This window comes from Streptomyces sp. NPDC003016 (assembly GCF_053591455.1).
The window spans coordinates 55,256-73,542 of sequence record NZ_JBSFTV010000034.1 but is presented as its reverse complement, the minus strand read 5'-3'; the positions used below and the strand labels follow the sequence as shown (position 1 = coordinate 73,542).

Genomic DNA, 18,287 nt, shown 5'->3' with positions numbered 1-18,287 from the left:
TCTTTCCGGTGCGGGTGCGGTCAGGAGTGCTGGGCGGGGGCGGGCTCGCCGGCCCCCGCGTCGGCCTGGGCCGGGACGGTGGTGGTGGCGGGGGTTTGCGCGCGCGCGAACCGCGGCCGTATGTGGTGGAAGAGGATGTTGAGTACGGCGGCGACGAACGCCCCCACAGCGACGCCGCTTTCGAGCAGGATCCGGAGGCCGGGCGCGAAGCCTCCGTACACGCCGGGAATGAGGATCGGCAGCAGCCCGAGGGCGATGGCGACGGCGCAGATGAACGTGTTCGTGTGCTGGTCGAGGTCGGCGCGTCCGAGCATCTGTACGCCGAGGACCATGATGACGGCGAAGACGACCATGGCGGTGCCGCCGACGACGGCGGACGGGACGACGCTGATCGCGCGGGTGACGGGCGCGAGGAAGCCGATGACGATGAGGACCACGCCCGCGGCGGCGGTGACGTACCGGCTGCGTACGCCGGTGACACGGACGATGCCGATGTTCTCGCCGCTGGTCACCATCAGCGGCAGGCCGAAGAAGCCGCCGAAGAGGGAGGTGAGCGCGTCGCCGCGGATGGTCTTGGGAACGTCCTCGCGCTTGTCGATGTCCTTGCCGACGGCCTCCGCGTTGATGACGGTCTGCCCGGTGGCCTCCGCCATGGAGGCGAGGCTGTAGAGCATCAGCGGCAGCGCGGCGAGCAGGTTGAACTCGGGCGAGCCGAACGGCAGGAGCTGGGGGACGTTCAGGAGCCCGCCCTCGGCGGCGGAAGCGGCGTCGACGCTGCCGAGGGCGAAGGCGAGGACCGTACCGGCGATCAGGCCGAGCATGACGGCGAGCTGCCGCAGCACCCCGGTGAACAGCCAGTAGAAGACGACGGTGAAGCCGATCGTCGCGAAGCCGAGCAGGAGGCTGGTGGTGTCGGCGAAACCGGGCTGCCCGGGGCGGCCGGTGACGAGCAGCGCGCCGACCTTCACCAGGTTGACACCGACGATGACGATCATCGTGCCGATGACGAGGGCGGGGAAGAACGCCAGCAGCCGGGAGAAGACGGGCAGCACGACGAAGTAGAAGGCGGCGGTGATGATCACCGCGCCGCTCGCGGTCGGGAGGCCGTGCTGTTCGGCGATGGCCAGGAAGAGGATGAGCGGGGCGCCGCCGGGCAGCATGACGAACGGCAGTCTGGGGCCGAACTTCCACGGCCCGAGGGACTGGATCAGGCTTCCGACCCCGGAGAGCAGGAAGGCCGCCGAGAGCAGGTCGACGGTCAGACCGGGGTCGAGGCGCAGGGTCGCGCTCATCAGGAAGATCGCCGAGATGGGGGTCGCGGCCATGACGAGGACGTGCTGGACACCGAAGAGCAGGATCCTGCCGATCGGGCGGGATTCGTCCACGGGGTGCGGCGCGGGGGAACTCGTGGGAGGAGACGGGGGGAGGGACCCGGGAAGGGACGCGGGAAGGGACGCGGGAAGGGACGCGGGAAGGGACGCGGGAAGGGACGCGGGAAGGGACGCGGGAAGGGACGCGGGGAGGGACTCGGGGCGGGGACTGGGCACGTTCGAGCTCCGTTCGGCTCGCTCCGGTTTCGACCGTGATCCGGCCCGGGACGGGGGCCAAATCGATTCGGCCAAATCGATTTGGCCGCCAGTATGTAAGGGCTCCCAGGGTGCGTCAAGGGATCCGGCGCAGCTCTTGAACCGGTCGGCACCGGTCGGCACCGGCGGGCACCGGCCGGTGCCCGCCGGATGGACGCCGGATGGACGCCGGGGAGGGGCGGGACCGGCGAACGGGTGGTTCTGTGGGTGCGCGGCTTCATGTCCGGCAGGCCGGGCATCCGTTCGTCGAACGGTTTCGAGCCGAGGAACGGTGTGGTGATGACTGAGTACGAACGTTCACGCACAATGCCGGCGCTGCCCGAGCACATCTTCGACCAGGCGGCCAATGTGGACCAGTTGGACCAGTGGCTGCCGGAGGCACTGCATGTGCGCGCCGAGGAACTGCCCGCCGTCACCGTCCACGAGGACCGCACCGACGAGGACACCTCGGCGCTGCTGCGCGCGCAGAAGGACCAGATGCGGCTGGAGTGGGGGACCAGGGACCAGGGAAGTTACACCGGGTGGCTCCAAGTGGCCGGTCTCGGCAGCGGGGCCTCCGAGGTGACGGTGCATCTTTCGTTCTTCGACGAGGACCACGACCCCGGCGAGAAAGCCGTGAACGACGCCCTCGACCACAGTCTTGAGCGTCTGGAGCATCAGGTACGGCTGCGCGTCGACGGTGCGGCCGGCTGAAGAATCCGGTCCCCCGTCCGCCGTTCTCCGCCGTCAACTGCCGGGCTCGTCCTCGGCGGGGGCGATACGGCTGCGGATGCTGTACCGGCCCGCCGCGAGCTCCGGCAGCGTCCGCAGGCTCACGGTCACCGGCCCGGCGAAGCTGTAGCGCCGCCGGGTGGCGTGTTCGCGCACCCTGTCCGCCAGTTCGGGTCCCACCCATGCGGTGTAGGGATCGAGCTCGTGGTGGGTACACGGAGGCAATGCGACGACGAAAGAGTTCGGCACCAGAACGCGCCCCCTCCCCAGGATCAGGGCGTTCTCGTCGCACTCCCGGCGGAGTACGGCCACGACCTCGACCGGCTCCCGGGCGGGCCGGAACACCCAGGCCCACCCGGCGGCACCCCAACGCTCCAGCGTCCGTTCGACCTTGCTGACATCGCTCATTGCCTTCCGCTGCCCCCTGCGGACCGTTCCATGGGGGCCCGTTCGGGTACCCCTTGTCGGCGGTTGTCGCTGGTTCTCCCCGGATCGCAGGAAAGCCGCCGAGCGCCGAAAATGGCATGTGAACGGGCGTATGAACGTCCGGGAGGGCCGAATGATCTCCGCTTCCACGACTACCGGGCACTTCAGCCAGTGAGGACCACCCGATGAGTGATCAGACACCTTCCCAGGCAGAGGGCGAACGCGAGGACGAGGAGCCCGAGAACGCGCGCCAGACGACCCCTTCCCAGGCAGAGGGCGAGCGGGACGACAACGAGGGGCAGGGGCCGGAGGGCGGCGCCGCTTCCGGGTAATTCCCTCCCCGCCTCCTCTGCCACCGCCCCACCCCTCTGCGGGCGGGAGACCCGCCTGCCAGTCTCGACAGGAAAGGGCCGCGGCGGAGGAGGGCTCGGGATGTCCGACGGTCGCCCCGCAGGGGCGCAGCGCATGGAGTCCGAGCGCGTCGTCCGGGACTGGAGCCCGCTGGACGTGGCCCGCGCGATGATCGCCCACTCCCCCGATCCGCTTCCGGAGCCTCAGACGCCGGCCCGGGAGTGGCGTCGGTGGGAGTCCGGCGGGACCGAACCCCGGGACCACAGGGCGCTGATCTCCAAGGTGTTCGGTACGCCGGCCCTCGCCCTCTTCCCTCCGGAGCGCCACCGCGGCAGCCGGTCCGGGGCGCGGGCCGCCGCGGGAACGGACACCGCTGAGGTCATCGCGCGGCTGCGCGCGAACGACGTGGACCGGGCCACGCTCGACGCCCTCGCGCTCACGGTCGACCTGCTGTGCTCGCAGTACGCCCGCATGCCGGGCGAACACCTGCTGTCGGAGGGCCGTTCCTGGTCGCGCCGGCTCTCCGGAGTGCTGCGGTCGCGGCGACCGACCGCGTCCGAGCGCCGGGAGGTTCTGGTACAGGCGGGGATGCCGGCGCTGCTGATCGGCTGTGTGGAGTACGACTCGGGTTCCTGGGACGGTGCCGAGGCCGCCCGGCGGGCCGCGCTGTCCTTGGCGAGCGAGGCGGGCCATCCCCGGATCGCCGGGTGGGGGCACGAGATGCGTGCCTGGTTCGCGTTGACCCGGGGAGACCTGCGTGAGGTGATCGCGGCCTCGGAGGAGGGCATCGCGGCCGCGCCGCACACGGACGCCGAGGTGCAGTTGTGGGCGCAGAAGGCCACGGCGTGGGCGCGGATCGGCGACCGGCGCCGGGTCGAGACCGCTCTGGACCGCGGCCGCGGTCTCCTTGAGGAGTTGGGGCTGCCGGGGAGCCAGGAGAACCACTTCACCGCCGACCCCGCGAAGTGGGACTTCTACTCGATGGACTGCTACCGCAAGCTCGGCGAGGACCGGCTTGCCGAGAATCTCGCCCGTGAGGTGCTGCGGGTCGGTGTCGACCACGACGGTACGGACCGCTCACCGATGCGGAACGCGGAGGCGCGTATCACCCTGGGTGTCGTCGCCGCCCGGCAGGGCGCGTTCGACGATGCGGTCGCCTTCGGCATGAAGGCGCTCGGCGGCGGACGCCGTTCCCTGCCGTCCCTCTCCATGGTCGCCGAAGACCTCGGCGGCGTCCTGGCCCGGCAGGCCCCGGGCCGACCCGGCGTACGGACTTCCTCGACCACCTGCGGACGCTGCCCCGCGCCTGAGCGCGGGAACGCCGTCGTGCGTCGCCGAGGGCCGGCCCGCCGCGGGCTCAGTGTCCGGCTGCCCGTGCCTTGATCAGGTCCTCCAGCGACGTGTCGTGCGGGAGCTGGCCTCCCGGTGTCAGCTTGTCCACCACCTCCGGCAGGACCTGGGCGAGCTGGTCGGCAGCCTCGTCCGGGGTCAGCCCCGCCTCCTGGGCCACCTTCTGGAGTGTGCCCGGCGGCAGCACCTCTGCGAGCTGCGCGCCGTCGATCGGCTCGTTGTCGCCCGCTCCGACCCATGTGTGGGCCTGGTGCCCCAGTCCTCGTTCGCCGAACACCGCCAGCAGACGGTCCAACGGGTTGCCGCTCCCTGCCGTACTGCCGCTGAGCGAGCCGAGCAGGGAGCCGAGGAGAGCCGCCCTTCCGTCACCCTTCCCCAGCAGCCCTTCGAGCAGTCGCCCCAGGTCTTCTCCCGCCACGGTCAGCCCTTTCCTCGCCGGTGGAGCCGGTGGCGTACAGCGCGCCACCGGCGGATGTGCCACCCGTCTACCCACATGTCTGCGCGCTACCCGGAAAGTCACCCGTCCGCCGCGCGGAGCGCCCCCGCGCACACGCGGTCCCTGACGGGACGGGTCTACGGCAGCTCGACCGTCTCTATGCCCGGGTTCATTTTGTGCAGTTCGGCGGGCCGGTCGGTGATGACGGGCCAGCCCGGACGCCGCAGAGCGAGGTGCGCGGCGTGGGCGGTGGCGAGGTCGACCTGGGCCATGGTGGCCAGGTCGGCGACGGCCAGGGCGGTGGGGCGGTCGAGGTCGTGGAACTCGAAGACCGGTGCGGCCAGCGCCAGGTCGACCTGCTCACGGCGGCGGGGCGAGATGTCGTGGCCGATCAGTCCGGCCGCCAGGACGGTCGTGGGGACGTAGAGCACCTGGATCTGTTCGACCGAGACGACGACTCGGGCCACCATGAAGGGCCGGCCGAGGACGAGCTGCCGGATCGCACCGGCGTCGAGGATGTACCCGCCGATCACGCGGCCGCGCCCGCGTTGTTGCCGCGCCGGTCGGAGGTCTGGGCCCACTCCAGGGCTCTCGCCCACTCCTTGGGGCTGGTCCGCTCGACCTCGGCGGCCCAGCCCTCGATGATGCGGCGGGCGCGCTCCTCACGCCCCAGACGCTCTTCGACCGCTTCGGTCACGTACGCCGACACGGACTCGATGCGCTTCTCCTGGGCGAGCTTCCTCAGCATGGCCGCGCTGTCCGCCGGGATCGTGATGGTCACACGTTCCTTCTCCGTCATACGGTCAGCGTACGACCGTATGCGTCGGCGCGGCAGGGGGCCGAAAGAGGCAGCCCGGGCGACCGGGCCCGGCCCTCAGGCCGCCGGGGCCAGTTCGGCGCGGCCGAAGAGGAGGGCGTAGCCCCTGGGGAGGAGGGCGGTGATGCGCCGGGTGAGGTCGTCCCCCGCGCAGTCCGCGACGACACTGAGCACGGAACCGACTCCCCAGCGGGCGGCAGGGGGCGTGAGGTCCCCGAGTCTGCCGGCGACGGCATCGACGAACTCGGGTGCGGTCAGGGCCTGGGCAGCCGGGGTCTGACGGGCGAGGATGCAGGCCGCCTCCACCGGCAGGCACCGCGTCAGCGCGCGGCGCTCGTCGCCGGTGATGTGCGTGCCCAGCACAGTCAGCACGGCGCGCAGGACGCGCTCCGCCTCGGCGTCGGTGGCGTACTGCCCCGAGACGCGGACCTGCTGTATGAGTTCGTTCCACCGCATGACTGTGGCTGCCTTCCCTCTGCTGTTTTATGTGTTGAATACACGGACCGAACGGTCCGGAAGTTCTGGGTGTTCTGGGTGTTCTTGGTGTTCTTGATGTCCTGGATGGTGTGAATCCGAACTGGATGTCCGGATTCAGAGTGCCTCCTCGCCAGGGCCGCAGCACCTTGTGCGCGACCTCGGCCGGGCCACCGGGCCGACGCCGCCGGACGCACCGGCGCTCATGTCACCTCGGGGCGGCCGAAGAGGAGGTCGTAACCGGGGGGAAGCTGGAGCAGTACACGGCGCATCAGTTCGTCGCCCGCCGCGTCGGCCACGACGCTGAGGACGGCGCCGACATCCCACTTGGCGGTCTCTTCCGTGGCCCCCTCGATCCACGCCGCTGTCGCCCGCACGAACCGCTCCGGCCCGAGCGGTTCGGCGGCCGGGAGCGGGTTGAGCAGCAGGAGCGCACACGTTTCCGGCAGCCGGGAGGCGAGCTCCGCCCGCTCCGAGCCCACGACGTGCGCACCCAGCAGAGCGATCACCACGCGGGTGGCCCGCTCGGCCTCCTGGCGCGAGGGGTACTGACCCCGCTCCTGGACGGCGGCCAGGAACGCATCCCACTTGATCACCATGCCGGCCCTCTCTCGTGCGTGTCGGTGTCGGCGTGCGCCCGCTCGCGGGGCGGGGGCACGGGCCGGAGATCACGACCCGTGCCCCCGCCCCGCCGGGTTCAGCCGCTGATCTGCTTCTGTGAGCTTCCGCCACTGATGGCGATCTTGCGCGGCTTGGCCTGCTCGGCGACCGGAATGGTCAGGCGCAGCACTCCGGCGTCGTAGGAGGCGTCGATCCGCTCGGTGTCGAGCGTCTCACCGAGGAACATCTGGCGGCTGAAGGAACCCGTAGGCCGTTCCGTGATCAGGACCTCCGCGTCTTCGCTCGCGTGGGAGCGGCGCTCGGCCTTCACGGTCAGCACGTTCCGCTCGACGTCCAGGTCGATCGACTCGGGGTCCACCCCGGGCAGGTCCATTTCGACGACGAAGGTGTCACCGTCCCGGAAGGCGTCCATCGGCATGGCCGTCGGCCGTGCAGTGGTGCCCATCAGCTGCTGGGTCAGCCGGTCGAGTTCACGGAAGGGGTCGGTCCTCATGAGCATCATCGGTCACTCCTTTCCCGGATACGGGATGCACATGGCGACACCACCTATATAGCTCTCCGCAGCAAAGTTGACAAGCCCCCGCTCAATCCCGACGCGGTCAATTTTCGGCGTACGACCGGAACACGACGACGGCCCCGGCGCCGGGCGGGCGCCAGAGCCGTCACCGTGCGGTGACCTGCGGGAGTCGTGAAGAGCCGGGACAGCGGTCAGCCGCCGGGCTTGATACGGCCGCGCCAGGCGCCGGTCTCGCCGCCCTTGTGCTCGATGTAGTCCTTGAAGCGACGCATGTCGCCCTTGACGCGCCGGTCGATCATTCCCGTCATGTCGGCGGCCTTCTCCGCGACGCCGCTCGTCTCGACGTCCATCACGAGCTCGACCCGGGTGTGCGTGTCGTCGAGGCGCTCGAACCTGACCAGGCCCTTCTGCTTCGTGTCGCCGCTCGTCGTACGCCAGGCGATCCGGTCGTCGGGGAGCTGGTCGATGATCTCGGTGTCGAACTCCCGCTCGACTCCCCCGATCTTCGTGACCCAGTGGTTGTGGCGGTCGTCGATCTGCCTGACTTCCTCCACCCCCTCCATGAAGTTCGGGAACTCCTCGAACTGCGTCCACTGGTCGTAGGCGGTGCGAACGGGGACCTCGACCTCGACCGTCTCCTTCACCGTGCTCATCAGCGCCTCCTCTTTCCGTGACGCGCGGCAGCGTGCCCGCCGCGCGGATCTTGGCACGTCGCATCGGGTACCCGGTGATCGCCCGCCTAGTCGGGGGTGTGGAGGAAGAGCCGCTGTTTTCCTCCATGGGGCCGTACTCGCCCGAGGACCGCGAGGATCACGCTCCACGGACCGGAGGCTCAGAGCTCCTTGGACCGCTCACCCGACCGGCCGACACGCATCCTGCCCCGGAGCCTGGCCACCAGCGGGTACTTCTCCCGCTGCTCACGGGACTGCCGGTCCAGCTCCTCCACCAGCCTCATCGAGCGTTTCTCCACGTCCAGCTCGTCCAGGATCCGGTCGATCTCGGCCAGCAGCGCTCCGTGCAGCTGCCACTGGCGCGGATGTTCCTGTACGCCGGCGAGGAGCATGTGCGCGACGATCTCGCGGCTGGCGCGGCTGGCGGCGAGCTCCTTCACCAGCCGTTCCTCCGCTTCCTCCGCGTTGACGGTGACCTGCGTGGTGATCAGTACGGCGAAGCTCTCGACCGCGCGGGCCATGTGCGTGAACAGCTCCCGCAGGGCGTCGGCGATGTCCGGGGCGAAGAGTGACTCCTCAGTCCGCGCCTTGGCGAGATCGGTCATCGTGCGGCACACCGTACGGAGCACCACCGCGCAGATCTCCAGGGTGTCCAGACCGGTGCGCAGCACGATGCGGAAGAGCAGGCCCTCCTTGACACGGGGGTTGAGCCGGAGGCTGTCCTCCGCCTGCCGCAGGGACGCGTCCACCTCGACGATGTCATGGTCCAGCCGGCGCGCCTCGTGCAGCAGGGCGGCGGCCTCCGCCACGGGGGTGTGGCCGCACACCTCGTCACCGAGACACATCAGCAGCCCGCGCATGCGGCCCGCGAGACCTTCGATGGCCGCACTGGCGGGCTGCACCCACACCGGTGGCACGAACAGGACGTTGAAAAGCAGTCCGACGACCGCCCCGATCAGTGTTTCCAGCACCCGGTCCCAGGCCGACTCGGCGACCCGCGTCGTGACGCCCAGCACCAGCATGGCGCTGATCGCCACCTCGGGAACGAACTCACCGGCCCGTACGAAACGGCCGATCACCAGTGAGGCGAGGATGATCAGCCCCAGGCTCCACCAGGACAGACCCACCAGGGAGCTGAAGCCGATGGCGATGACAACGCCCACCACCACCGAGTTCACTCGGCGCATGCTGGTGGTGAGGGTCGCGTACAAGGTGACCTGGACGACGAGCAGCGCGGTCAGCGGCGCGGTCAGCGGCGCCGGTTCGCTGCTCAGCATCAGAGCGACGACGTAGGAGATCACGGCGGCCACGGTGGACCGGACCGTCTGCACGACCACGGGCTCTTTGTGACGCCGGACGAGATTCAGCAAAGGGTCGGTAACTTCAGGCACGTTCAGCCTCTTCCCCGTCTTTGCCACCACAGGCCACATCAGTGATCAAGCACACATGCGCTCGCCCTGCCCCGGTGGCGGGCTCGTCCCGCCCGGGGGCGGGAGCGGGGACGACAGCGGCTCCGCCCGTCGAACGGGCGGAGCCGGCCGGCGTGGGCTCAGTCGTCGAGGCTGATGCGCAGCTTGGCGTAGTCGTCGTCGATGACGACCTCGGCCTGCCCCTCGGCCTCCGCGTACGTGCCGGTGCCGCCGGTGACCGCCGCGTCGCCGCCGTACGGGCCGGGGCCGAACACGTCCATGCTGCCGCTCATGGTGATGCTGCCCTGGTCGGTCCGCAGCACGCTCTGGCACTGTGCGACGACACCCTGGGGCGTCGCTTCGACAGCGCTGCAGTGAGTCGTGGCGTCACCGATCTTCTTGCCGGGCTTGCCCGTCTTGAACTCGTACAGGTGCGCGTAAACGGTCCAGTCGGCGCCCTCGCGTACCGAGCGCGGAATGGTGTCCGAGTGCTTGTGCGCCAGCCAGTTGAGCACCTTGGCCTTGGCCGCGGTCTCGGGCAGGGGGGTCGGTGCCGCCTGGGCGGTGAAGGCGAGGGCACCGGTGGCGGCCACCGCCATGGCGGCGGTGGTCACGGCGGCGGACAGCTGTCGGGCACGGGAACGGAGCATGGAACCTCCAGAAGACGAGAGTGGGATCGCCCGGCTCCATGGAGGCGACGGGCGAAAGCGAGCCCACCTCAACGCGTGGAAACCGCTGCGGGCGATCGCCACGAGCGAAGAGTCACCCGCCTGGTTGCGCGCCGTCACCCTTTCGGCCTTCAGGAGGTCTTCCTCTTCGGCCCTCGGGGAGCCCCTCTCTTCGGCCCTCAGGAGGCCCTCCTCACCGAGCGGCCTCGGCTCTCGGACCCGTGGCCGGCGCACCCGGGGGCGGGCGGCGTGGTAAAGCGGCGGGCGCGTGTCAGGAGCGGGACGGGGCAGCCGCCTCGACGGCGGCGTGGCACCGCTCGACCACCGGCCGCGGATCATGTGCGTAACCGCCGTCGCCGAAGAGCTCGAAGGTCATGTATCCGCCGTACTGCCGGCGGTCGAGGGCGGCCAGGTAGTCGGCCAGCGGCAGCTCCCCGTCGCCCCACGCCAGGTGTCCCGCGGGGCGGCCGTCGATGAGGTGGACGTGCCGGATGCGGTCGCCGAGCGCGTCGAAGGCGTCGTCCACGGTCTCCCCGGCGACAGCCATGGCGACCGTGTCGAGCACGGCGCCGAGGTTCGCCGCGCCGATCTCGTCGGTCATCGCCGCGAGGGTGCGGTAGTCGTTGACGAGGTTCGACTCCACGCGCTGGAGCGGTTCGAGTACGCACTCCACCCCCAGGGTGTCCGCGTAGGCGGCGATGTCGCCGACCGCTTCGACGGAGCGGCGCCACGCGACGTCCGCCGGTTCGCTCTCGTCACCGCGCCCGGGGGTCACCAGGAGCAGTTCCGCGCCGAGTTCCGCGCACAGCTGCGCCGCGCGGCGGAACATGCGGATGCTCTCGGTGCGCAGCCAGGGGACCGGTGAGGCCACGTTGACCGGGTACATCACCTGCTCGGGGGTGAGGCAGTGCGTCCGGAGGCCGCGTGCCGCGGCGAGGCGCCGGACGCTCCGCGCGTCGGCGTCGGTCAGCCGCGGGATGTGGAAGTGGGGCGCGATGCCCCACAGTTCGAGCTTCTCACGGCCGAGGTCGGCCATGTCGTCGAGGAACCGCTCGAACGGCAGGTGCTGGTAGGCGAAGTTGGATCCGGTGATCTGCCGGGTGGAGAGGGCCATCGGGGCTCCTTCGTAGCTGGCGCGCGGTCACTTTCCGATGCCGTCGGCGAGGCCCTTGACGATGTAGCGCTGCCCGAAGAAGAAGAGCAGCACCACCGGTACCGCAGCGATCGCCATGCCGGCGAAGACGACGGGGAAGTCGGTGCCGTGCTTGCTCATCAGGCTCGTCAGGCCCACCGGAAGGGTCTGTACGTCGCTGCCGTTGGTGAAGACCATGGCGAAGAGGTACTCGTTCCAGGCGAAGAGGACGTGCAGCAGCACCGTGGAGGTGATGACCGGTTTGCACATCGGCAGGATGATCCGCCAGAACGCGGTCCAGCGGCCGGCGCCGTCGATCTCGGCCGCCTCGTCGACCTCGCGCGGCAGGTCGATCATGTAGGCGCGGATCAGGAAGGTCGTGAAGGGGACGCGGAAGGCCGTGTACAGGATGAGCAGTGCCCAGAAGCTGTTGTAGAGGCCCATCGCCTGGAACATCCGCACCAGGGGCACGAGCGCCACGGTCGGGGTGAGCATGAGCCCGCCGAGGATGACGGCGGTGAGCACCTTGTTGAGCGGGATGTTCACGCGGGTGAGTCCGTACGCCGCCCAGGCGCTGATGAACACGGTCGCGACCGTGGAGACCACCGTGACCAGCACACTGGCCATGAGGTAGTCGCTCACCCCGCGGTTCCACGCCTTCTGGTAGTTCGCGAAACTCCAGTCGACGGGGAGCGCGAACGGGTCGTCGAAGAGTTCGGCGTTGGTCTTGAACCCGTTGAGCACCATCCACAGCAGCGGGTAGAGCACGACCACCGCGAGGCCGAGCAGGAAGGCCCACATGAAGACGCGCGCGATCGCGCCGAGGAAGCCGAGGCGGCTCACCATTCCACCCTTCTCTTACGGGTGATCCACAGCTGCGCCACGGCGAGGGCGAGGGTGATCACGAAGATCACCGTGCCGATCGCCGCCGCGTAGCCGAAGTCGTTGCGTACGAAACCGTTGCGGTACAGCCAAGTGCCCAGCACCTGGGACGAGTTGTTGGGGCCGCCGCTGGTCATCACCATGACCTCGTTGAACACCTGGAACGCGCCCGAGACGGTCACCATCATCATGAGGCCGGTCATCTCGCGCACCAGCGGGAGCGTGACGTGGAAGAAGCGGCGGACCGGCCCGACGCCGTCGAGGGAGGCCGCCTCGTACAGCTCGGAGGGGATGCGCTGGATCGCGATGGCGAACAGCAGGGTGCAATATCCGAAACCCTGCCACTGGCTCATCGCGATGACGGCGAACATCGCGGTGCTCTCCTGCCCCAGCCACGCCTGGCCGAACCGGCCGAGTCCCACCGCTTCGAGCACGTGGTTGAGCAGGCCCAGCCTGGGTTCGTAGACGAAGTAGAAGAGCAGGCCCGCGACGGTGAGGGAGATCGCCGAGGGGATGAAGTAGACCGCCCGGAGAACGCGTGCCCAGCGCCGGCCTCGGATGCTTTCGACGAGTGCGGCGAGCAGCAGGGCGCCGCACACCTGGAACACGATCGACAGGGCCGCGTACCAGAGGTTGTTGGCGAACGACGACCAGAAGACCGGGTCGTCGAAGAGTTCGCGGTAGTTCTCCAGGCCGACGTACTCCTGGCTTCCGCTGTAGATGTCCCACGTCAGCGTGGAGAACCCGAAGTTCTGCACGAGCGGCAGGTAGACGAACACCCCGAGCAGGGCGAGGGCCGGAATGACCCAGGCCAGCCCGAGCGCCCTTCGGCACACGGTGCGCACCGGCATGTCTCCCTTCGGCCGTGCGGCTACTTGGCCGACTTCGAGGCCCGGCGCACGCTCTCGAGCACTTCCTCGGGAGACATGCCGCCACTGATCAGCGCCTCGCCGCCGGCCAGCCAGGCGTCGGCGACCTCGGGCGCCGTCACCATGTCCAGCCAACCGGCCAGGCGCGGCGCCTTGTTGACCGTCTCGATGCCCTGGAAGACGGCCTGGCTGGAGGTCTCGGGGGTGACCGCGCCGACGACCGTGCTGGGCTGGCCGTAGGGGGGCGAGGAGAGCGTCTTCGCGTTGCGGCGCTCCGTCACGAACTTCATGAAGTCGACGGCGAGGGCCGCTCGCGGCGACCTGGCGTTGACGAGGTACCCCTCCGGCGCCCCCTCGATCGCCTCGGGGTCGCCCTTCGCGCCTTCGGGTACGGGCAGCGGGTGGACGGCCAGGTTCTGGGGCGTGAGAGCCCCGGGCCCGGCTCCCGAACCGGCCGCGGTCGCGTTGTCGAACTCGAGGATCTCCTGGTAGTACATCGCCGCCTTGCCGCGGGAGAACGCCTCCTGCGCCGAGGTGTAGAGCACGCCGTTGGTGCCGCCGCGGGTGTCGGTGCAGGTGCTGACCAGGGTCTTGAACTGCTTGAGCGCGGTGAGGTAGCCGGTGTCGTCGAGCGTGGCCGTCGCGGGGTGGTGGTCCGCTTCGCGGATCTCGCGCGGCACGTGGTAGGCGAAGAGCTGCTGCAGGTAGTGCAGGGCGGGCCAGCCGTCCTTGTTGCCGAAGGCGATGGGCTCGTATCCGGCCCTGCGCAGGTGCGGGCAGCTGTCGACGAGTTCCTCGAAGTCGGTGGGCACCTCGACGCCGGCCTCGGCGAAGGCGGCCTTGTTGTATCCCATGAACTTGCCGTTGTTGTACAGGGGTATCCCGTAGTACCGGCCGTCGTGGGCGAAGGCGGACAGGGACGCCCTGCTGAAGGTCCGGCCCCACTCGGTGTCGGGGCCGATCACCTCGGTGAGGTCCGACGCGCGGCCGCCGCGCACGAAGTTCTCGGCCCAGTTGCCCGTCCACGTGAAGTAGAGGTCGGGAAGGGCGTCGGAGGCGGTGAGCGTCTTGGTCTTGTCCTTGATGCTCTGGTCGGTCTCCTGGATGAGTTCGACCTTCACCCCGGGATGCTTCCGCTCGTACGCGGCGGCGAGGTCCTCGAAGTACGGACTGAGGGGATCGCCCGCGAACTTGGTGAGGATGCTGAGGGTGCCGGAGAACTCCGGCTCCGCGGTGACGTCGGCCGCCGGAGCTTTCACCGGCCCGGCGAAGCAGCCGGTGAGGGCGAGCACCGAGGCCCCGAAGAGTGCCGCGTACCTCGTCAGTGCACGAGCGCGCATGGGCTTCCTTTCTGACACGGATCTGACACGAACCGCTGGTGTGCGGCGACTGTACAGAGATTCTGATACCGGTACCAGATACAGAAGCAAGATCTTCTTTTCGGCCCGCCGGAGCCGGTCTCCGGGCGGGTGGGCCACAGCCCCCCGTCACGAATACCCGCTGCTGGGAGTGGAGTTGGGCACCCCTCGCAGGAGGTCCGTGCTGCCACGGTATTGACGGTGCGCATCCGCTGTGTCAGCGTGATCCCCGCGTGATACCGGTATCAGGTCGCTCAGCGCCGCCGGCCGCACCCTTTCCTGAAAGGACGCGAAGATGCTCGGATTCAACGAGCCGGAATTCCTCTCCCAGCTGGCGAGCACGGTGGCGTTGCGCCCCCGGATCGAGGAGCTCGCCGACCGCCTCGTGGACGAGGGGTTCGACAACCTCTTCCTCGTCGGCGCCGGCGGCACGTACGCCCAGATGTGGCCCTACGAACAGCTCGCCCGGCGCATCTCGACGCTCCCCGTACGGGCCGTGGTCGCCGCCGAGCTGGCCGTCGCGGGCGATGCCACGCTCGGCGAGCGCTCGGTGGCCGTCTTCACCTCCGTGTCGGGTACGACGGAGGACAGCCTCCGCGCCGTCGAGTTCTGCAGGTCCAAGGGCGCCCGGACCGTCGGCTTCACCGGGTACGCCGATTCGCCCGTCGCCCGCAGCGTCGACGTCGCGCTCGTGTCGGAGCCGAAGGCCTGGCCGTTCGACCCGCAGATGCTGCTGCTGATGGGCCGGCTGTTCGCGCGCCGGGGCGAGTTCGAGGGGTACGAGGAACTCGCCGGCGAGCTCGCGGACATCCCGCGCGTCCTCCTCGACGTGGCCAGGCAGGCCGACGCTCCGGCAGCCGCCTTCGCCGAGGCCCATCAGGACACCGACTACCACTTCCTCGTCGGCGGCGGAAACCTGTGGGGCTTCACGTACCTCTACTCCATGTGCATCCTCGAGGAGATGCAGTGGCTGCGCACCACCCGGGTGCACAGCGCCGAGTTCTTCCACGGCTCCCTGGAACTGCTGGAGAAGGACACCAGCGTGATCGTCTTCCAGGGAGAGGACGAGACGCGCGCCCTGACCGACCGCGCCGAGGCCTTCGCGAAGCGCGTCTCCCACGACGTCACCGTCTTCGACACCCGCGACTACGCGCTGGAGGGCATCAGCCCCCGGTTCCGCGGTCTGCTCGCCCCGCTCGTGCTCGACACGGTGATGGGCCGGGTCAGCAAGCATCTGGAACGCGTACGCGACCACTCGCTCGACCTGCGCCGCTACTACCGGGTCATGGACTACTGAGCGGCGGGCCCGCCGCCCCCGCCCGGTGAACGGCCGGGCGCGGGCGGCGGGTTCCGCGCACTCCCCTCGGACACGCCGGTGCCCCGCCCGCACCGTGCCCCACTCGGCCCCCGCACCCCTGGCTCACCGGGCCCGCGCACAGGAGAACCCCTATGAGAGTCCTCGGCTTCGGCGACAACATCGTCGACCGCTTCGTCGACCGCGGCATCGACTACCCGGGTGGCAACAGCGTGAACGTGGCCGTCTACGCCCGGCGCCTCGGCCTGGAGGCCGCCTACCTCGGCGTCTTCGGCGACGACGCTCTCGGCCGCTTCCTGCGCGGGGCCGTCACCGCGCAGCGGGTCGCCGTGGACCACTGTGTCGTACGGGCCGGCGAGACCGGCCTCTCCACCCTGCGCGTCGACGACGGCGACCGCGTCTTCCTCGGTTGGAACGGCGGCGGTGTCACGGTGCGGGAGCCGCTCGTACTCGACGGCGAACTGCTGTCGTACGCCGCCTCCTTCGACCTCGTGCACTCCAGCGTGTACTCCCGCAGCGAGAGCGAACTGCCCAAACTCGCCGGCCGGGGACCGCTCGTGACCTTCGACCTGTCGAGCGACGACGAGTTCCGCACCCCCTCCTACCTCGACCGCGTCTGCCCGCACGCCGACCTGGTCCTGCTGTCCTGCTCGCACCTCGACGAGCCCGCCACCCGCGCGCTCCTGGCCGAGGCCGTGGGCCGGGGGGCCAAGCTGGCGCTCGCCACCCGCGGCGTCGACGGAGCGATCGCCCACGACGGCCGCGCGACCGTCGCGGCGCCGGCGCGCCGGGTGGAGGGAGCGAGAAGCCTCGTCGACACGATGGGCTGCGGTGACGCCTTCCTCACCGGCTTCGCGGTCTCCCTGCTGCGGGGCGGCTGGTCCGCGGACGCCCCGCCCGGCCGGCACCTGGTCGAGCGCGCCCTCCGGGACGGAGCCGACGCCGCCCATGAACAGTGCTTCGTCGAAGGAGCCTTCGGTCACGGGCGGCCCAGCGGGCAACCGGCCGTGTCTAGCATGTGGCAAGCCTTCGACCGAGAGAAGTGAGGTACGGATCCATGCCAGCAGACCGGGGCCGCACGCCGGGATCACCGACGATCTCCGAGGTGGCCGCCGAGGCCGGCGTCGGCCGGGCGACCGCGGCCCGGACGCTCGGCGGGTACGGATACGTCAGCCCCGAGCTGAAGGAGCGGGTTCTCGCGGCGGCGGAGAAGCTCGGCTACCGCGCGAACGCGCTGGCGCGCAGCATGTCGACCGGTGTCAGCCACACCCTCGGGGTCATCGTCGCGGACATCGGCAACCCCTTCTTCGCCGGTGTGGTGCGCGGGATCTGCGACACCTCCCGGGCCCGGGGCTTCGACACCATCGTGCTGAGCACGTACGAGAACCTCGACGAGGAGGTCGCGGCGACGAACGTACTCATCGACAAGCGCGTGGACGGCGTCATCATCGCGTCGGCCGCCGTCGGCCGTGGTGAAGACGCCCACATCAGGGCGGCGTTGGACCGGGGCGTCCCGGTCGTGCTCGTCGACCGGGCGATCCCGTCGCTCGATCTCGACGCCGTCGTCATCGACAACCGGGAGGCGGCGCGCGAGGCGGTCGAGACGCTCATCGCGGCCGGGCACCGCCGTATCGGATTCGTATGGGGACCGCCCGTGGCGCAGGCACCGGCGACCCGGCGTGAGCTGCTCGCCGGGGCGTCGCGCAACCTGTGGACCGACGGGGAGCGTCTGCGCGGCTACCTCGACGCGCTCGACGACGCGCACATCCCCTTCGACCCGGAGCTGGTGATGGTCGGGCCCAAGACGGAGGAGCGGGCCACCGAGGAGGTCGTCCGCATGCTCGCCCTTCCCCGGCGCATCACCGCGCTGTTCTGCACCGAGACCGACGCGGTGACAGGAGCACTGCGGGCGGTGCGCAGGGAGAAGCTGTCCTACCCCCGCGACCTGTCCCTGATCGGCTTCGACGACAGTGCCTGGGCGGCGGTCATGGACCCGCCGCTGACGATGATCGAGCAGCCCGTGCACCGGCTCGGCGCGAAAGCGGCCGAAGTGCTCCTCGATCCTCTCGAAGGAGCCGAGCCCCGCCGCGAGATGCACACCCTGCGCACGCGTCTGATCGTGCGCTCCTCGGTCGCCCCGCCGCGGTCCTCCTGAGAACAGCGGTTCATGGCGCGGTGTCGCCGAGCGCCTCCAGGAGATCCCGGAGCGCACCGGCGAGGGCGTCGCGCTGGGGTGCCGAGAGCGCGGCGAGCAGTCGTTCCTCGGTGGCGATGTGGTCGGGCAGCGCCCGGTCGACGAGTGCGCGGCCGTCGTCGGTGAGGGAGACGTACACGACACGGCCGTCCGACTCGCTGGGCGTACGGGTCACCAGGCCGCGGGTTTCGAGGCGGTCCAGGCGCTGGGTGACGGCCCCCGAGGTGACCATGGCCGCCCGCATCAGCTCTGCGGGGGTCAGGCGGTGCGGGGGGCCGCTGCGGCGCAGGGTGGCGAGCACGTCGAACGTCGCCGCGTCCATTCCGTGCGCGGCGAAGGTACGGCGCAGCTCGGCGTCGACCAGCCGCGAGAGGCGTTTCAGACGCCCGATCACCGCCATGGGAGAGACGTCCAGGTCGGGGCGGTGCGTTGCCCACTGCTCGAGTACGCGATCTACGTGATCTGCCACCGCTTCAGTCTAGCCAATACCTTAGCGATGA

Annotated in this window: 22 protein-coding genes; 6 read left to right on the top strand and 16 right to left on the bottom strand. The window is 70.1% G+C overall.

Annotated elements, in window-relative coordinates:
* Positions 1–20: 20 nt before the first annotated feature.
* Positions 21–1,385: a uracil-xanthine permease family protein gene (locus ACWDZ4_RS26605; RefSeq protein WP_451510902.1), complete on the bottom strand. Its 1,365-nt coding sequence runs from the start codon at positions 1,383–1,385 to the stop codon at positions 21–23.
* Positions 1,386–1,865: 480 nt separating this feature from the next.
* On the opposite strand from ACWDZ4_RS26605, the gene ACWDZ4_RS26600 reads away from it, so the two are divergent.
* Positions 1,866–2,279: an SRPBCC family protein gene (locus ACWDZ4_RS26600; RefSeq protein WP_451510901.1), complete on the top strand. Its 414-nt coding sequence runs from the start codon at positions 1,866–1,868 to the stop codon at positions 2,277–2,279.
* Positions 2,280–2,312: 33 nt separating this feature from the next.
* On the opposite strand, the gene ACWDZ4_RS26595 is transcribed toward ACWDZ4_RS26600, so the two are convergent.
* A complete protein-coding gene (locus tag ACWDZ4_RS26595; RefSeq protein ID WP_451510900.1) occupies positions 2,313–2,705 on the bottom strand; it encodes a DUF3662 domain-containing protein in 393 nt (130 codons plus the stop codon).
* 203 nt (positions 2,706–2,908) lie between these two features.
* Between ACWDZ4_RS26595 and ACWDZ4_RS26590 the strand changes: the two genes are divergently transcribed.
* Entirely contained in the window at positions 2,909–3,055 is a 147-nt protein-coding gene (locus ACWDZ4_RS26590) for a hypothetical protein (protein WP_451510899.1), read from the top strand.
* A 100-nt stretch (positions 3,056–3,155) separates the two neighbouring features.
* The gene (locus tag ACWDZ4_RS26585) at positions 3,156–4,457 is read left to right on the top strand and encodes an XRE family transcriptional regulator (RefSeq protein ID WP_451510898.1); all 1,302 of its coding nucleotides are present in this window, start codon (positions 3,156–3,158) and stop codon (positions 4,455–4,457) included.
* Here ACWDZ4_RS26585 and ACWDZ4_RS26580 read toward each other — a convergent pair.
* The 13 genes from ACWDZ4_RS26580 to ACWDZ4_RS26520 form a co-directional block, all read right to left on the bottom strand.
* Complete coding sequence (locus ACWDZ4_RS26580; RefSeq protein WP_451510918.1) at positions 4,432–4,890, bottom strand: YidB family protein; 459 nt, start codon at positions 4,888–4,890, stop codon at positions 4,432–4,434. The two genes, ACWDZ4_RS26585 and ACWDZ4_RS26580, sit on opposite strands and share 26 nt — an antisense overlap.
* A 107-nt stretch (positions 4,891–4,997) precedes the next feature.
* Positions 4,998–5,393 (bottom strand): hypothetical protein, encoded by a 396-nt coding sequence (locus ACWDZ4_RS26575; RefSeq protein ID WP_451510897.1) that lies wholly within the window; start codon positions 5,391–5,393, stop codon positions 4,998–5,000.
* Positions 5,390–5,659 carry a hypothetical protein gene (locus ACWDZ4_RS26570; RefSeq protein ID WP_093797364.1) on the bottom strand — a complete coding sequence of 90 codons (270 nt, stop codon included), beginning with the start codon at positions 5,657–5,659 and terminating at the stop codon, positions 5,390–5,392. The genes ACWDZ4_RS26575 and ACWDZ4_RS26570 overlap by 4 nt, the downstream gene beginning before the upstream one ends.
* Before the next feature lie 75 nt (positions 5,660–5,734).
* The gene (locus ACWDZ4_RS26565) at positions 5,735–6,133 is read right to left on the bottom strand and encodes a DUF2267 domain-containing protein (protein ID WP_451510896.1); all 399 of its coding nucleotides are present in this window, start codon (positions 6,131–6,133) and stop codon (positions 5,735–5,737) included.
* Between the two features lie 221 nt (positions 6,134–6,354).
* On the bottom strand, positions 6,355–6,750 hold the full coding sequence (locus tag ACWDZ4_RS26560) for a DUF2267 domain-containing protein (RefSeq protein WP_451510895.1): 396 nt from the start codon (positions 6,748–6,750) through the stop codon (positions 6,355–6,357).
* 98 nt (positions 6,751–6,848) lie between these two features.
* Positions 6,849–7,271 carry an Hsp20/alpha crystallin family protein gene (locus tag ACWDZ4_RS26555; RefSeq protein WP_451510917.1) on the bottom strand — a complete coding sequence of 141 codons (423 nt, stop codon included), beginning with the start codon at positions 7,269–7,271 and terminating at the stop codon, positions 6,849–6,851.
* Positions 7,272–7,480: 209 nt separating this feature from the next.
* The gene (locus ACWDZ4_RS26550; protein ID WP_451510894.1) at positions 7,481–7,942 is read right to left on the bottom strand and encodes an SRPBCC family protein; all 462 of its coding nucleotides are present in this window, start codon (positions 7,940–7,942) and stop codon (positions 7,481–7,483) included.
* Positions 7,943–8,121: 179 nt separating this feature from the next.
* Positions 8,122–9,351 (bottom strand): FUSC family protein, encoded by a 1,230-nt coding sequence (locus tag ACWDZ4_RS26545; protein WP_451510893.1) that lies wholly within the window; start codon positions 9,349–9,351, stop codon positions 8,122–8,124.
* A gap of 158 nt (positions 9,352–9,509) precedes the next feature.
* Positions 9,510–10,019, bottom strand: coding sequence for a hypothetical protein (locus tag ACWDZ4_RS26540; protein ID WP_451510892.1), 510 nt, complete (start codon positions 10,017–10,019; stop codon positions 9,510–9,512).
* Between the two features lie 289 nt (positions 10,020–10,308).
* Positions 10,309–11,151 (bottom strand): sugar phosphate isomerase/epimerase family protein, encoded by an 843-nt coding sequence (locus ACWDZ4_RS26535; RefSeq protein ID WP_451510891.1) that lies wholly within the window; start codon positions 11,149–11,151, stop codon positions 10,309–10,311.
* A 27-nt stretch (positions 11,152–11,178) separates the two neighbouring features.
* Positions 11,179–12,015: a carbohydrate ABC transporter permease gene (locus ACWDZ4_RS26530; protein ID WP_451510890.1), complete on the bottom strand. Its 837-nt coding sequence runs from the start codon at positions 12,013–12,015 to the stop codon at positions 11,179–11,181.
* Positions 12,009–12,902 carry a carbohydrate ABC transporter permease gene (locus ACWDZ4_RS26525; protein WP_451510889.1) on the bottom strand — a complete coding sequence of 298 codons (894 nt, stop codon included), beginning with the start codon at positions 12,900–12,902 and terminating at the stop codon, positions 12,009–12,011. The genes ACWDZ4_RS26530 and ACWDZ4_RS26525 overlap by 7 nt, the downstream gene beginning before the upstream one ends.
* Positions 12,903–12,922: 20 nt before the next feature.
* Positions 12,923–14,260, bottom strand: a complete 1,338-nt coding sequence (locus tag ACWDZ4_RS26520; protein ID WP_451510888.1) for an ABC transporter substrate-binding protein — start codon at positions 14,258–14,260, stop codon at positions 12,923–12,925.
* A gap of 313 nt (positions 14,261–14,573) precedes the next feature.
* Here ACWDZ4_RS26520 and ACWDZ4_RS26515 point away from each other — a divergent pair, with 313 nt between their 5' ends.
* The 3 genes from ACWDZ4_RS26515 (at position 14,574) to ACWDZ4_RS26505 (ending at position 17,748) form a co-directional block, all read left to right on the top strand.
* Positions 14,574–15,575 (top strand): SIS domain-containing protein, encoded by a 1,002-nt coding sequence (locus tag ACWDZ4_RS26515; protein WP_451510887.1) that lies wholly within the window; start codon positions 14,574–14,576, stop codon positions 15,573–15,575.
* A gap of 152 nt (positions 15,576–15,727) precedes the next feature.
* Positions 15,728–16,639 carry a PfkB family carbohydrate kinase gene (locus tag ACWDZ4_RS26510; protein ID WP_451510886.1) on the top strand — a complete coding sequence of 304 codons (912 nt, stop codon included), beginning with the start codon at positions 15,728–15,730 and terminating at the stop codon, positions 16,637–16,639.
* Between the two features lie 11 nt (positions 16,640–16,650).
* Positions 16,651–17,748: a LacI family DNA-binding transcriptional regulator gene (locus ACWDZ4_RS26505; RefSeq protein ID WP_451510885.1), complete on the top strand. Its 1,098-nt coding sequence runs from the start codon at positions 16,651–16,653 to the stop codon at positions 17,746–17,748.
* 10 nt (positions 17,749–17,758) lie between these two features.
* Here the strand turns inward: ACWDZ4_RS26505 and ACWDZ4_RS26500 are convergent, their stop codons facing one another.
* Positions 17,759–18,256 carry a MarR family winged helix-turn-helix transcriptional regulator gene (locus ACWDZ4_RS26500; RefSeq protein WP_451510884.1) on the bottom strand — a complete coding sequence of 166 codons (498 nt, stop codon included), beginning with the start codon at positions 18,254–18,256 and terminating at the stop codon, positions 17,759–17,761.
* Positions 18,257–18,287 lie beyond the last annotated feature (31 nt).